The sequence below is a fragment of the Gordonia sp. SL306 genome (assembly GCF_026625785.1).
Classification (GTDB): Bacteria; Actinomycetota; Actinomycetes; order Mycobacteriales; family Mycobacteriaceae; genus Gordonia.
In genome coordinates this window covers 150,792-165,337 of record NZ_CP113063.1, presented here as the reverse complement: position 1 = coordinate 165,337, position 14,546 = coordinate 150,792, and the positions used below count along the sequence as shown (strand labels likewise).

At 68.5% G+C, this 14,546-nt stretch carries 13 protein-coding genes; 9 read left to right on the top strand and 4 right to left on the bottom strand.

From position 1 onward, the window contains the following. The first annotated feature begins 114 nt into the window (after positions 1-114). The 3 genes from ileS to sigJ all read left to right on the top strand — a co-directional run bounded on the left by ileS (position 115) and on the right by sigJ (position 5,569). Entirely contained in the window at positions 115-3,393 is a 3,279-nt protein-coding gene (gene ileS, locus OVA31_RS00730) for an isoleucine--tRNA ligase (protein WP_420714124.1), read from the top strand. A gap of 89 nt (positions 3,394-3,482) precedes the next feature. Beyond that, positions 3,483-4,670: an NAD(P)/FAD-dependent oxidoreductase gene (locus tag OVA31_RS00725; protein ID WP_267629249.1), complete on the top strand. Its 1,188-nt coding sequence runs from the start codon at positions 3,483-3,485 to the stop codon at positions 4,668-4,670. Next, positions 4,667-5,569 carry an RNA polymerase sigma factor SigJ gene (gene sigJ, locus OVA31_RS00720; RefSeq protein ID WP_267629248.1) on the top strand — a complete coding sequence of 301 codons (903 nt, stop codon included), beginning with the start codon at positions 4,667-4,669 and terminating at the stop codon, positions 5,567-5,569. Before OVA31_RS00725 ends, sigJ begins: the two co-directional genes overlap by 4 nt. Before the next feature lie 18 nt (positions 5,570-5,587). On the opposite strand, the gene OVA31_RS00715 is transcribed toward sigJ, so the two are convergent. Further along, positions 5,588-6,706 (bottom strand): phosphotransferase, encoded by a 1,119-nt coding sequence (locus OVA31_RS00715; RefSeq protein ID WP_267629247.1) that lies wholly within the window; start codon positions 6,704-6,706, stop codon positions 5,588-5,590. A 44-nt stretch (positions 6,707-6,750) separates the two neighbouring features. Between OVA31_RS00715 and OVA31_RS00710 the strand changes: the two genes are divergently transcribed. Continuing rightward, positions 6,751-7,167 carry a MarR family winged helix-turn-helix transcriptional regulator gene (locus OVA31_RS00710; protein ID WP_267629246.1) on the top strand — a complete coding sequence of 139 codons (417 nt, stop codon included), beginning with the start codon at positions 6,751-6,753 and terminating at the stop codon, positions 7,165-7,167. 17 nt (positions 7,168-7,184) lie between these two features. Here OVA31_RS00710 and OVA31_RS00705 read toward each other — a convergent pair whose 3' ends face one another. After that, on the bottom strand, positions 7,185-7,871 hold the full coding sequence (locus tag OVA31_RS00705) for a TetR/AcrR family transcriptional regulator (RefSeq protein ID WP_267629245.1): 687 nt from the start codon (positions 7,869-7,871) through the stop codon (positions 7,185-7,187). A gap of 108 nt (positions 7,872-7,979) precedes the next feature. Here OVA31_RS00705 and OVA31_RS00700 point away from each other — a divergent pair, with 108 nt between their 5' ends. After that, positions 7,980-8,426: a nitroreductase/quinone reductase family protein gene (locus tag OVA31_RS00700; RefSeq protein ID WP_267629244.1), complete on the top strand. Its 447-nt coding sequence runs from the start codon at positions 7,980-7,982 to the stop codon at positions 8,424-8,426. 101 nt (positions 8,427-8,527) lie between these two features. Next, a complete protein-coding gene (locus OVA31_RS00695) occupies positions 8,528-9,970 on the top strand; it encodes a DNA polymerase IV (protein WP_420714183.1) in 1,443 nt (480 codons plus the stop codon). A gap of 42 nt (positions 9,971-10,012) precedes the next feature. On the opposite strand, the gene OVA31_RS00690 is transcribed toward OVA31_RS00695, so the two are convergent. Continuing rightward, positions 10,013-10,945 carry an asparaginase gene (locus OVA31_RS00690; protein WP_267629242.1) on the bottom strand — a complete coding sequence of 311 codons (933 nt, stop codon included), beginning with the start codon at positions 10,943-10,945 and terminating at the stop codon, positions 10,013-10,015. 215 nt (positions 10,946-11,160) lie between these two features. On the opposite strand from OVA31_RS00690, the gene OVA31_RS00685 reads away from it, so the two are divergent. Beyond that, positions 11,161-11,718: a hypothetical protein gene (locus tag OVA31_RS00685; RefSeq protein WP_267629241.1), complete on the top strand. Its 558-nt coding sequence runs from the start codon at positions 11,161-11,163 to the stop codon at positions 11,716-11,718. A gap of 101 nt (positions 11,719-11,819) precedes the next feature. On the opposite strand, the gene OVA31_RS00680 is transcribed toward OVA31_RS00685, so the two are convergent. Beyond that, positions 11,820-12,854: a hypothetical protein gene (locus OVA31_RS00680; RefSeq protein WP_267629240.1), complete on the bottom strand. Its 1,035-nt coding sequence runs from the start codon at positions 12,852-12,854 to the stop codon at positions 11,820-11,822. On the opposite strand from OVA31_RS00680, the gene lspA reads away from it, so the two are divergent. Together lspA and OVA31_RS00670 are read left to right on the top strand one after the other, a co-directional pair. Further along, a complete protein-coding gene (lspA, locus tag OVA31_RS00675; protein WP_420714123.1) occupies positions 12,846-13,499 on the top strand; it encodes a signal peptidase II in 654 nt (217 codons plus the stop codon). The two genes, OVA31_RS00680 and lspA, sit on opposite strands and share 9 nt — an antisense overlap. Beyond that, complete coding sequence (locus OVA31_RS00670; protein WP_267629239.1) at positions 13,492-14,418, top strand: RluA family pseudouridine synthase; 927 nt, start codon at positions 13,492-13,494, stop codon at positions 14,416-14,418. Before lspA ends, OVA31_RS00670 begins: the two co-directional genes overlap by 8 nt. Positions 14,419-14,546: the final 128 nt, after the last annotated feature.

The window sequence follows — 14,546 nt, the reverse complement described above, 5'->3', positions numbered from 1 at the left end:
GAGCGGTGGCGCAAGCGGGGTGGTACCGCGCGGATCGGGTGGTCGTCGACGACCTGATATGCGTCCCCGTGCCCAGAGCAGTCATACACATGCCAGGCACGAGGAGACCGACCGATGACCGACACGGTCCGCAGCAGCGACCCGACCGACCCCGCATCACAGTCCGACCGTCCCGCCGGAGCGCGTGTCTATCCGGTCGCCGACATGACCACCGACGCCGGGAACGCAGCAAGCGGGTCGAGCGATACCGATACCGGCCGTTCTACGCCGTCCTTCCCTGATGTGGAGGAGCGCGTTCTCGCCTATTGGGAGGCCGACCAGACGTTCGCGGCGTCGATCGCCAACCGTGCCGACGCCGAGGAGTTCGTCTTCTACGACGGGCCTCCGTTCGCCAACGGACTCCCGCATTACGGGCACCTGCTCACCGGGTACGTGAAAGATCTGGTACCGCGGTACCAGACCATGCGCGGCAAGAGGGTCGAGCGACGCTTTGGCTGGGACACGCACGGTCTGCCAGCCGAACTCGAGGCCGAACGTCAGCTCGGGATCACCGACAAGTCGGAGATCGAGACGATGGGCATGGAGAAGTTCAACGACTATTGTCGCGACTCCGTGCTGCGCTACACCGGTGAGTGGCGCGATTACGTGACCCGTCAGGCCCGCTGGGTCGACTTCGACAACGACTACAAGACGCTGGATCTCGACTTCATGGAGTCGGTGATGTGGGCGTTCAAGCGGCTCTACGACAAAGGGCTGGTCTACCAGGGTTACCGCGTGCTGCCGTACAGCTGGTACGAGCAGACACCGCTGAGCAACCAGGAATCCAAGCTCGACGACGCCTACCGCATGCGTCAGGACCCCGCGGTCACCGTGCGGATGCCGCTGGTGGTCCCCGACGGTCCGCTCGCCGCGCTCGACGGTGTGAACGCGCTGATCTGGACCACCACGCCGTGGACGCTGCCGTCGAACCTCGCCATCGCGGTCAACCCCGACGTCGAGTACGTGCACGTGAGGGCCACCGACGGCCAGGAGTATCTGCTGGCGAAGGCGCTGCTGGGCAGCTATGCCAAGGAGATCTCCGAGCCCGAGGTCGTCGCCAGTTATGGCGGGGCCGAGCTGGCCGGTCTGTCGTACACGCCGCCGTTCGATTTCTTCGTCGGCCATCCGAACGCCCATCGTGTGCTGCTCGGCGACTATGTCACCACCGAGAGCGGCACGGGCGTGGTGCATCTCGCGCCGGCGTTCGGCGAGGAGGACATGGATCTCGCCACGGCGAACGACATCGAGGTCGTACAGCCGCTGGATCCGGGTGGCCGGTTCACCGCCATGGTGCCGCCATACGAGGGTCTGATGGTGTTCGACGCCAACCCGGTGATCATCAAGGACCTGAAGTCCGTCGGCAAGATCCTGCGTCACGACACCATCGAGCACTCGTACCCGCACTCGTGGCGGTCGGGGAAGCCGTTGATCTACATGGCGGTTCCGTCGTGGTTCGTCGCGGTCACCCCGATCAAGGACCGGATGCTCGAGCTGAACAAGCAGATCACCTGGGCGCCGGAGCACATCCGCGACGGTCAGTTCGGCAAGTGGCTGGAGGGTGCGCGGGACTGGAACATCAGCCGCAATCGCTTCTGGGGTGCGCCGATCCCGGTGTGGATCTCCGATGATCCGGATCATCCCCGGATCGACGTCTACGGCTCGCTCGACGACCTCGAGCGCGATTTCGGTGTGCGGCCCGACAACCTCCATCGTCCCTACATCGATGAGCTGACCCGGCCGAATCCCGATGATCCGTCCGGGCGCTCGACCATGCGTCGCGTCCCGGAGGTGTTCGACTGCTGGTTCGAGTCCGGCTCGATGCCGTTCGCCCAGGTGCACTACCCCTTCGAGAACTCCGAGTGGTTCGACGGAGATCCGGATCAGGGTGTGTTGCCACACAATCCGGGCGACTTCATCGTCGAGTACAACGGGCAGACCCGCGGCTGGTTCTACAACCTGCACGTGCTGGCGACGGCACTGTTCGATCGTCCGGCATTCAAGTCCGTCGCCGCACACGGCATCGTGCTCGGGGACGACGGGCAGAAGATGTCCAAGTCCAAGCGCAACTACCCGGACGTCAACGAGGTCTTCGACCGTGACGGCTCAGATGCGATGCGCTGGTTCCTGATGGCCAGCCCGATCCTGCGCGGCGGCAATCTGGTCGTCACCGAGCGCGGCATCCGGGAGGGAGTGCGCCAAGCGCTGTTGCCGCTCTGGAACGCCTACAGCTTCCTGCAGCTCTACGCGGAACGGCCGGCCGCGTGGCGCACCGACTCCACGAATGTGCTCGACCGATACATCCTGGCCAAGCTCGCGGTCACCCGGGACACCATGACCGAGGCCCTCGACACCTACGACGTGTCGGGAGCGTGCGATGCGTTCCGCGACTTCGTCGAGTCGCTGACGAATTGGTACGTGCGTCGCTCGCGTGCGCGGTTCTGGGGCGGGCAGGACGAGGACCCCGACGCATTCGACACGCTGTACACGGTGCTGGAGGCGGCGAGTCGACTCGCCGCACCTCTGCTGCCGCTGGCGACCGAGGCGATCTGGCGCGGTCTGACCGGCGGTCGTTCGGTGCATCTGACGGACTGGCCGTCGGCCGACGAACTGCCGTCGGATCCGGAACTCGTCGCAGCGATGGACGAGGTGCAGGAGGTCTGTTCGGTGGCGTCGAGTGTGCGCAAGGCGAACAAGCTCCGTGTCCGCCTCCCGCTGCCGGGGCTGACCGTCGCGTCGCCGACCGCCGAGCAGCTGGCGCCTTTCAAGGGCCTGATCGCCGACGAGATGAACGTGAAGTCGGTGACGCTGGCCACCGACGCGGACGCCTATGGTCGGCACGAGATCGCGGTCAACGCCCGCGCCGCGGGACCGCGCCTGGGCAAGGACGTCCAGCGTGCGATCAAGGCGGTCAAGGCCGGCGACTGGACGGTCCGGACCGACGCGGACGGCGCCGAGGTGGTGGTCGCCGACGGGATCGAGTTGCACGACGGTGAGTACACGCGCCGGTTGGTCGCGGTCGAGCCCGATTCGACCGCGGAGATGCCCGGTGGGCGGGGGCTGGTGGTGCTGGACACGACGGTCACGCCGGAACTCGAAGCCGAGGGCTGGGCGAAGGACCGCATCCGTGAACTGCAGGATGCGCGACGCACCCTGGGCTTGGACGTATCCGATCGCATAACGGTCCGCCTCGTCGTGCCGGCGGAGCGTCTGGCCTGGGCAGGCGAACATGCCGAGCTGATTGCGGGCGAGGTTCTCGCGGTCTCGTTCGATGTGGTCGGCACCGACGGCGAGCAGGCCGGTGCCATCGACCTCGGCGACGGTGTGACGGCGGACGTGCGAAAGGCGGCTGCCTGACGGTGCATTGAATGTGATCTGGGTCACTGTTCGTCACGCGGCGGATGTTGCCGGTGTCCAGTGGTTGTCCATCTTCGAAGGGAGCAATCATGAACACCTCACACCGCCCACAGATCGTCGTCCTCGGCGGCGGGTACGCGGGGACGATGGCCGCGAACCGGCTGAGCGCGGAGGGGACCGCCGCGGAGATCACGGTGGTCAATGCGCGTCCGCGATTCGTTCATCGGATTCGGTTGCATCAGTGGATCGCCGGGACGGGCACTGCCGAGGAGGACTACCGGCACGTTCTCTCCGAGCACGTGCGGCTGGTTGTCGACACCGCGACCCGGATCGCGGACGGGCGGGTGGAACTGGCGTCCGGCGCGGCCCTCGACTTCGACCATCTCGTCTACGCGGTGGGCTCGTCGGGTACCGCGGCCGACGCGATCGACGGACTCGCCGACCACGGATTCGCACTCGGTGAATGGGAAGCGGCGCAGCGTCTGCGGGACCATCTGGCCGAGGTCGACACGACCGACGAGAATCGACCCGTCACCGTCGTCGGAGGCGGGCTGACGGGGATGGAGATGGCCGCCGAGCTCGCCGACGCCGGGGTGGCGGTCCGGTTGGTCTGCGGCGCGACCCTGGCCCCCTCCTTCGGCGCCGGCGCCCGGCGGGCTGCCCGCAGGCGCCTGCGGAAGCTCGGCGTGGAGATCCTCGAGGACGGCCACGTCACCGCAGTCGGACCGGATACCGTCACGATCGTGGAGAAGGCGCAGCGCCGGGTAGTGCCCAGTTCGACGACGATCGTCGCGGCCGGGTTCGGTGTGCCCGATCTGGCCGCGGTCAGCGGCCTGTCGACCGACGCGATCGGCAGGCTCATCACCGACGAGACGCTGAGCAGCGTCGACGACCCGCGGATCGTGGGAGCCGGTGACGCGGTTGCCCCGTCGGGCACACCGTTTCGGATGAGTTGTCAGGCGGCCAATCAGCTCGGTCCCCACGCCGCTGACACCGTGCTGGCCCGGTTGGCGGGAACGGAACCGACGCCGATCCGACTGGCCTTCGTCGGACAGTGCACCTCGCTCGGGCGGCATGGCGCGGTGGTCCAGCTGACCCACCGCGACGACACGCCGGCGCGGGCCGTGATCTCGGGGCGAACCGGCGCCGCGATCAAGGAGGTGGTGTGCCGCAGCGTGATCTGGGGTCTCCGCCTGGAAGGTCGTCGGCCGGGGGTCACCCCGTCGTTCGGACGGCCGCGTGAGGTCGGTGGTCGGGAGCCGGAGGTGGTGGCGTGACCCACGATTCCGACGAGCACGTACGCAGGTTCACCGAGCTGCGGCCGCTACTGTTCACGGTCGCGTACGAGATCCTGGGGTCTGCGACGGATGCCGACGACGTGCTTCAGGAGAGCTATCTCCGGTGGGCCGACGTCGATCTCGGCACCGTCGACGACACCAAGGCCTATCTCGCGAAGGTGGTCACCCGCCAGGCGCTCAACGCGTTGCGGGCATCGTCGCGGCGCCGGGAACAGTACGTGGGGCCGTGGCTACCGGAGCCGATCCTGCTCGACGAACGCGACGCAGCCCAGGACGTCGTACTCGCGGAATCGGTATCCACGGCCATGCTCGTCGTACTCGAGACACTCAGCCCGGACGAGCGGGTCGTGTTCGTGCTGCGGGAGGTGTTCGGTTTCGGCCACGACGAGATCGCCGAGATGGTCGGCAAATCCGATGCGGCGGTTCGGCAGTCGGCGCATCGGGCCCGCGCACACGTGCAGGCCCGACGACGGCGTTTCGTTCCCGTCGATGCCTCGCGCACGGCCGAGATCACCGATGCGTTCATGGCTGCCGCCCAGTCGGGCGAGGTCGAGACACTCATGACGATGATGTCGCCGGATGTGGTGTTCACCGCGGACAGCGACGGCAAGGCGAGCGCGGTGCGCAGGCCGATCCGCGGGGCGCTCGCGGTGGCCCGTCTGCTGGCCGGATTCGCGCGCGTCGGGCCGACCCTCGAGGAGTTCCGGGTGGAGCCGGCGATCTTCAACAGTCTGCCCGGCATGCGGATCTTCTTCGACGGCGAACTGCAAGGCGTGTTCGTGCTCGACGTCGTGGACGGTCTCGTTGCCGACATCTACGCCACCCGCAATCCGGAGAAACTGCTCGGGGTCGCCGAGCCGCGCCGGATCTCGCGGTGATCCCCGGTCAGGTCCCGGTCAGATCTCGATGTTGTCGAGCATGTGGCCGATCATCGCGACGCGGTCGGCGGTGAGGCGATCGAGGGCCGATCCCGGTACTCGGTCTGCCTCGACCGCGGGAGTGAGCAGGTCGAGCGGTATCGCCGATACGACATGTGCCACGGCGAGTTGGATGTGGTGTGCCCGTTCGAGTTCGGCCATCGACACGCTCACCCCGCCGTCGGCCAGGCCCTGCCGATAGGCGGGCAGGCACACCTGCTGCACATCCGCCAATCGCTCCGTCGGCCTCTGGCGGAGTTCGATCTCGCTGATGACGAGTTGGCTCAGATCGAAGCCCATGCGGCCACGTGCGAAGAAGGCCCAGTCGATGACCACGAACCCGCCGTCGGCCGCCAGCAGGTTGTTGGGGCAGGCGTCGCCGTGCGAACTCAGCAGTGGCAAGGACTCGATCTCGTCGAACAACGCGGGCACGCCGTCGATGAATCGCATCATCCGTTCGCGGAACCGGGCGTCGACATGCCGTGCGATCACCGGATCATCCCAGGCCGTGCCGTCGAGATACGAGCGGACGAACTGATCCATCAGTCGTCCGGACCAGTACATGCGCGCCTGCCCCGGACCCGCGGGATGGCCGATGTCGTCGGCGATGTCGGCCACCGACGACGATGCCGCCAGCCGCCCCAACAGTCGTGCCGCGGCACCGTGGCGTGCGGCGTCCCACACCGACGTGTCGTGCTGGACGAACTCCATCCAGATGGCCGCTGAGGCGTCGTCGAGGTCCACGACACCATGGCAGGCGGGGAGCCGCGACCCGGCGGGCATGTGCCGATGCAACTCGGATCGGTAGACGTCGGGTTCGATCTGCCAGGGCAGCGCCCGGATCGCCTCGTCGCGCAAGGCGGGCGGGATCATCGCCAGGATCGGTGATCGCGCAAAGGTGCGGGCCACCTTGACCACATAGCACCGATGCCCGTGTGCGGTGTCGACGCCGACCCGCCAGCGGCTGCCCGTCGTCAATGCCATCAGGTCGTACTCGACCTCGTCGACGCCCGTGACCGACGCCTCGGACACGCCCAGCATCGCCGCCAATGACGGGACCGGGAGTTCCGGTGGACCGAGCAATGCCGCGACGTCCATGAGGTACCTTTGGTCAATAAGCTTTACCAAGAAAGGTAAGTCACTTGTCCAAATCGGTCAAGCCCCCGCACGCCGCGCAACTCCTCGGCGCCGCACTCGGTGAGTTACGTGCATCGTTTCCGTCCGACGACTGGGAAGGGTTGCGGCCCTCGCATTTCCGCATTCTCGAAGCGATCGAGGGGGGCGCGGTGCGCACGGTGGATCTGGCTGCCGAACTGGGTATGACGAAGCAGGGGGCCGGCCAGCATGTCGCCTATTTGACCGACGGTGGTTTCGTCACACAGCAGCCCGACCCGGGCGATCGCCGGGCTCGCCGTGTGGAACTCACCGAGCGGGGTGTCGAGACCCTCGGCCGCCTGCATCGTCGCCTGGCCGCCATCGAACGCGCCTGGATACGGCAGGTCGGGCGTGAGGATTATGCGACATTCCGCCGGGTGCTGACGAGCATCGTCGACTCCTGACGGTCAGATCGGGCGCATCACTCGCCGATCGGCCCTAGCGCGAGATCGATCTGGGCGACGAACAGGGCTTCCGGGTCGGTGAAGGTGTCGGATCCGTACTGGCCGAAGACCTCCAGGCTGATCGCGCCGATCGTCGTCGCCCACAGGGTGGTCGCCACGAGCATCGCCTCGTCGGGTAGGTCGGTGCCGAATTCCGTTCGGATGGCGTCGAAATCGCTCGCCACCGACGACGGCACCGAGTCCGCCGCGGCGGTTTCCCGGGTCGCGTGCGCGCGTGCGACCTCGGCGATGAGTGTTCCGACGACCCGGGTCCCCGGCTCGACGGTCTGTTCTGCAGGCGCCGTGTACCCGGGGACGGGGCTGCCGTAGAGCAGCGCCCACCGGGCCGGATCGTCGATCGCCCATCGCCGCAACGCTCGCGTCGCGGCACGCAGGCGGTCGTACGGGCGGCTCTCGTCGACGGCACCGACGGCTGCATCGACCGTGTCCGCGAGATCGGAGTACGCCTCGACGAGCAGCAGGGTGAGGAGGTCGTCGCGGCTGGGGACGTAGCGGTACACCGCCGACGACACCACCCCCATGTCACGTGCGATCGCGCGCAGCGACAGGCCCGCCGCGCCGTCGGTGCGCAAGTGCGCCCGGCCCAGTCGCCGGATCTCCGATTCCATTGCGGCGCGGTTGGCCGCGCGTCTCCCGCCACTCATGGAGACAGTGTCGCATAAAAAGAGAGCACCGCTCTTGATTATTCCGCCGACAGCGTGCAGACTGATATTCGAGAGCGGCGCTCTCGAATCGACTTCGAAGGGAAGATCATGACCGCGACGCACTACAGCGCCCCGAAGGGCTTCGACAACGTCTTCAACAACAGCGTGCGCTGGCTCGCCGACCATGGGGTGAACCTCGCGGGAGCGCAGACCCTCACGGTCACCGGCCGGGTCAGTGGTCTGCCCCAGAGCGTGCCGGTGAACCCGATGCAGCTCCACGGGCGTGAGTACCTCGTCGCACCGCGCGGCACGACCCAGTGGGTGCGCAACGTGCGGGTGAACGATTCCGCCGAACTGCGACGCGGCCGGCGTCGTCGCGCGGTGCGCCTGGTGGAGGTCGACACCGCCGACCGCGCGCCGATGATTCGCGCCTACCTCGACAAGTGGGGGTGGGAGGTCGGTCGGTTCCTGCCGGAGGGCATGGGTACCGAGCCGGACGACGCCACGCTGGCCGCCCACCTCGACGACCTTCCGGTGTTCGAGATCCGGTCCTGAGGTCGGGCGGCCGTCCTGACTACGATGCGGGGGTGGCGTCCGCCGTCCCATCACCGTCCGGGCCCGCCGGCCCCGATCCCGAGCGCAGTGCGCGGTGGGTGATGCATCTGGACATGGACGCGTTCTTCGCCTCCGTGGAACAGCTGACGCGTCCGACGTTGCAGGGTCGTCCGGTGCTCGTCGGCGGGACCGGCGGGCGTGGCGTCGTGGCGGGTGCCAGCTACGCGGCGAGGGCATTCGGCGCGCGGTCGGCGATGCCGATGCATCAGGCCCGTCGGCTGATCGGCGCCGGAGCGGTTGTGCTGCCACCGCGGGGCGGTGTCTATCGCGTGGTGAGCGCACGCATCTTCGGGCTGGTCCGTGACGCGATCCCGGTGATCGAGATGCTCTCCTTCGACGAGGCGTTCGGCGAGCCGGCGGAACTCGCCGGAGCGTCGGTCGAGGAGGTCACGGCGTTCGCAGAACGCCTGCGCGGCAGGATCCGCGACACCGTCGGCATCGCGGCGTCGGTCGGCTTCGGCAGCGGCAAGCAGATCGCCAAGATCGCGTCCGGACTCGCCAAACCCGATGGGGTGATGGCGATCCCGCCGAGTCGTGAACTCGCCTTCCTGCATTCGCTCCCGGTCCGCAAGTTGTGGGGGATCGGGCCGGTGTCGGGCGACAAGCTGCAACGGCTCGGCATCGAGACGATCGGCGACTTCGCCGCGATGTCCGACATCGAGGTCACCTCGGTTCTCGGGGCGACGCTCGGGCCCGCCCTGCACAGACTCGCGCACGGTGTCGACGACCGCCCGGTCGCCGAACGTGCCTCGGCCAAACAGATCAGCGCCGAGTCGACATTTCCCCGAGACCTGGTGGAACTCGACGAATTGCGTCCGGCAATCGACTCCGCGGCGCAAGGTGCGCACCGCAGGCTGATGTCGGACGGGCGCGGCGCCCGCACCGTGGTGCTGAAGCTGAGGCGATCCGACATGTCGGTGCTGACGAGGTCGATGACGCTGCCGGCCGCGACCACCGAACTGTCGGTGCTGGTCTCGGCCGCACAGCGACTCGCCCTCGACCCGCGCAGTGTCGGACCGATCCGGCTGGTCGGCGTCGGGTACTCGGGACTCACTGCGGTGCAACAGTTCTCACTGTTCGCAGATCTGGAAGAAGAGTGGGGTGCGCCCGGCGCATCGGCGGCCGAATCGGAGGATGTCGAGGCCGCCTTCGTGGCCGCGGGGGCCGCCGGGCCGATGGGCGGCGCCGCCGGTGACGTCCCCGCCGACGTCCCCGCCGACGACACGCCCGACACGTCCGTCGATGACCCCGCAGCGCATGAGAACTGGGAGACCGGCGCAGACGTGACACATCCCGACCACGGCCACGGGTGGGTCCAGGGGAGCGGTCACGGGGTGCTGACCGTCCGGTTCGAGACGCGGGCGACCGGACCGGGCCGCGCCCTGACCTTCGCGACCGACGATCCCGCGGTGCGGCGCGCCGATCCGCTCGACAGTCTCGCCTGGCCCGACCTGGGCTCGTCGGCACCGCGCGACGGCGACTGACCGGCTTCTCCGTACGTCGGCGGGCCCACCGGGCTGCGCCCGTCATCCCGGCGGTTCGACGGCATCGAAGAAGGCGCGGATCTCGTGCGGATCCGCGCCCGCCGAGATCAGCGCGAGCAGCGCGATCCGCGCCTGAGGAGCGCGTAACCATCGCGACACGATGGCGCCGGCGCGTGCGAGGTCGACGGCCCCGCCGCCACCTCCGTAGGCGGGTACGACCGCCCCGAAGGGAACCCGGCTGGCCACCACCACGACAACGCCCGCGCGGACCGCGGCAGACACCTCGGCGGTGATGTCGGGGTGGGTGTTGCCCGACCCGGTGGCCGACAGCACGATGCCCGATGCCTGTTGGGAGACGGCGGCCGCGATGATGCCCGGCGCCACGCCCGGATAGAGCATGAACGCGTCCACGCGGGCGTGCCGCCTCCGTGGCACGGGGTGTCCGATCGGCCGTCGCGGCAAGGCGTCGTGCACATTGTCGAACGCCGCGAGGTCCGTCGTCGACGACTTGAAGATGCCACGTGCCGAACGGATTTCGCCGCCGATCGCGATCAGGACACCACGGCCACGCGACGCCGGATCGGTGATCGCCCGCAACGCCGCGGTGATGTTGTCCGGACCGTCCGGCGCAGGTGCGTCCGCGGGTCGTTGCGCACCGGTGAACACCACGGGCCGGTCGTCGGTGAGGAAGAGGTCGGCCAGGTACGACGTCTCCTCGACCGTGTCGGTGCCGTGCGTCACCACCACTCCGGCGACCGCGGGATCGGCCAGTGCGTCGACGATCGCCGCGACGATCGCGAACTGGTCGGAGACGGTCATCGCCGAGCTGTCCACCGACATCAGATCGACGGCCAGGATGTCGCCGGAGCCGGGGTGGAGATCGCTCGCCGCCAGGCTCGGTACCGCGCCGTCGGAGGTGGTCAGCGCCGCGATCGTGCCGCCGGTGGTGATCAGGACGGTGCGGGTGTTCGCCATGGTGTTCAGCGTCGATGGAACCTGCGCGTCGCGTCAACCGTTGGCGATCCGGCTGCGATGGTTCCCGGCTCGGATGTTGGGGGCCTCGTCGTCCATTTGGCATAGTGGTGTGAGTTTTGGCGGGCTCGGAGGGGGATGAGTCGGCCAGGATCTGCCAGGACCTGCGGCGGGGGAGAGTCCGCTGCGGGCGTGACGAACGACAGTGAGGGAGATCGGTGAAGTTTCCGAAGATCGTGACCGCCGCGTTGATCGCGGCGTCGGTCGCATCGGTTGCGGCCTGTGGCAGCGACGACAGCGACGTGCCGGACGTGCCGACCGTGTCGTCGGCGGCGAGCTCGGCGGACGCCGGGGGGAGCAGCGCGGACGACGTGACCAACCCGAACAAGCGGCCGTCGGTGGCGACGCTGAACGCGATGCTCACCAAGGCGCTGGACCCGAACGTGCCGAACTCGGAGAAGACCGAGCTGGTCGAGGGTTCCTCGGCCGACCCGACGGTCTTCGACAAGCTGGTCAAGGCCAAGCAGGACAACCCGGACGTCACCTACGAGATCTTCCCGCCGGTGATCCCGGCCGGCCCCAACAAGGCCACCGTGAAGGTCCAGGTCAAGCTGCCGGACAACCCGCCGACCAAGCTGGACGCCGGGATCGTCTACACCGACGGACGGTGGATGTTGTCCAGTGACACGGTCTGTCCGCTGATCACGGCCAACAACGTGACCACGCCGATGTGCAAGTCGTCAGGTGGTGCCTCGACGTCGAAGGCGCCCAACTGACCCGGAGCCGCGGTCGACAGAACTGAACGGGCCGGTGGGACGAGCAGCAGCTCGTGCCACCGGCCCGTTTCTGTATGGTCCGGCGGCCGTGTCGGGCCCGGTCAGCGCCAGCGGACGGAGAGTCCGGTCTGCTGTATCAGCGGGCGACCGGGGTCGCTGCCGACCAGGGCCCGCGCGCCGGAGAGTTCGATGGAGCCTGCCACCGGCAGCCCGCGGGTGAGGTCGATGGTGACCTGTCCGGTGCCGCCGTTGGAGAAGCGGGCGATGGTCAGGGTCTGATCACTGCCGGGAATCGCGAACACCGAGTTGACCGGGGTCTCGTCGACGGTGACGGCGACCACCAGACGATTGCCGTCCCACGACTTCAGGGTCGCGTCGATGTGCTGGGTGACCGTCGCGGCCCCGCTGATGACACGCTCGACCTGCCAGCGCGCACCGGGACCGATCGGCTCGGTGGGGACGGGCACCGAGAGCTGCAGGGCCTGGACGAAGGACTGTTCGACGGCGCTGCGCGCCTCGGGACCGGCGTCCTCGGCCGGGAGCAGACGTAAGGAGATCGGCATCGAACCGGGGCCGATGGCCAGGCCCGCGCGGGAATTTTCGACCGCCCGCAACTGGTCGGCGAGGACCGGTTCCGGCGACGTCACGTGGCCGAGGGTCATCTCGAGGTCGGTGGAGTCGGTGCAATGGAACCGTGCCTGGAGCGGCATCTCGACGCTCTGGGTCTTGGTGTCACCGGGCGAGAGCACCGACGAGGTGGTCACCATGGTCGACGACTGCGGACTGGTCCGATCGGGAGCTGCGGCGGCGGTGCGTTTGTCTGCGCCGCCCGCGTCGAGCACGGTCACCTTCGCCGGCGGGATCGGCAGAAGGTTGACGCCCTCCTGGCCCGACGTCGACTCGTCGGCACAGCCCGCCTGCGCCGCTGTGGCCGACGTGTCGCCTGCCTGATCACCGGAACCGCAGCCGGCGAGCGCGATGATCAACAGCGCCGCGACGGCGACGCCTGCGCCTCGATTCGGTGGCCGTACCTGCCACCCCGATCCTGATGTGACGACGCGCGAGGGGAACACGGCAGCCAGCGTATTGCAGACCTCGTGGATGATGGTGAGGTGGATGATGGAGTCATGAGTCAAGCGACACCCGGTCCGGTGGACGGCGGTGGTGCCGAGGGCGCGGACGGGACACCGCCCACCGGGGCCCGGCCGGACCGACGGGGAGACGGGGCAACCGGTCGTCGTCGACCCACGATGGTGTGGGTGCTGCTCGCCATCGCGCTCGGGGTGATCGGCCTCGACCTGCTGACGAAGACGCTGGCCGTGGCGCACCTCGACCCGGCGCGGCCGGTGCACATCGTCGGCGACGCGATCACGTTGCGCCTGGTGCGCAACAGCGGGGCGGCGTTCTCGATGGCATCGGGATACACCTGGGTGCTGACCGTGGTGGCGCTGGTGGTGGTGCTGGGGATCATCCGTTACAGCAGCCGCCTGCGGTCGGCCTGGTGGATCGTCGGGCTCGGTCTGGTGCTCGGCGGTGCGATGGGAAACCTCGCCGACCGCATCTTCCGCGCGCCCGGACCGTTGCGCGGGCACGTCGTCGACTTCGTGTCCGTCGGCTGGTGGCCGGTCTTCAACGTCGCGGACTCGGCGGTGGTGTGCGGCGCGATCCTGCTCGTCGCGTTGTCGCTGCTGGGCTTCGAGTACGACGGCTCGCGTACCGGCTGGGCGGCCCGCCGGGCCGGCCACGGTGAGCCGGTGTCGGCGGAGGACGCCGATGCGTGAATCGAGGTCGATGCCGGTTCCCGACGGCGTCGATGGTATGCGGCTCGACGCCGGGGTCGCCCGCATCCTCGGGTTGTCGCGGACGGTGGCCGCAGCACTCGCCGAGGCAGGCGACATCACCGTCGAAGGGGTGGCCGTCGGCAAGGCGCACAAGTTGGCCGCCGGCAGCTGGCTCGACGTGACACTGCCCGAACCGGCACAACCCCTGAGGGTCGAACCCACGCCCGTCGAGGATCTCGACGTCATCTACCACGACTCCGACATCATCGTCGTCGACAAGCCCGTCGGGGTGGCCGCACACCCATCACAGGGGTGGAGCGGGCCAACCGTGGTCGGCGCACTCGAGGCGGCCGGCTATCGGATCTCGACGTCGGGGGCATCCGAACGTCAGGGGATCGTGTCCCGACTCGACGTCGGGACGTCAGGGGTGATGGTCCTCGCGGTGTCCGAAAGGGCGTACTCGTTGCTCAAGCGCGCGTTCAAGGAACGCGACGTGGACAAGGGTTATCACACGCTCGTCCAGGGGCACCTCGATCCGCCGACCGGCACGATCGACGCACCGATCGGCCGTCATCGGGGCAGTGACTGGAAGTTCGCGGTGACCGCCAACGGCAAACCGAGCGTCACCCACTACGACACGCTCGAGATGCACGCATCCGCGTCGCTGCTGGACATCCATCTCGAGACCGGTCGGACGCATCAGATCCGGGTTCATTTCTCGGCGCTGCATCATCCGTGCTGCGGCGACCTGACCTACGGGGCCGACCCGGTGTTGGCCGAGCGGCTCGGTCTGCAGCGGCAGTGGCTGCATGCGCGCTCGCTGGCGTTTGCACATCCCGCCGACGGCAGGCGCGTGGAGTTCACCAGTCCGTATCCGGCCGATCTGCAGCACGCGCTGGACATCCTGCGCGAGACCTGAGGGGGTGTCGGTCCGACACGCCGGACCGACACACCGAGGCGATCGCCCCATCTGTCACAGTCGGGCGCGCCCCGCGAAGACTGTCGTACGTCGCGCCTAAAGTGGTCGTCGTCGTCGTGACAGCTGTC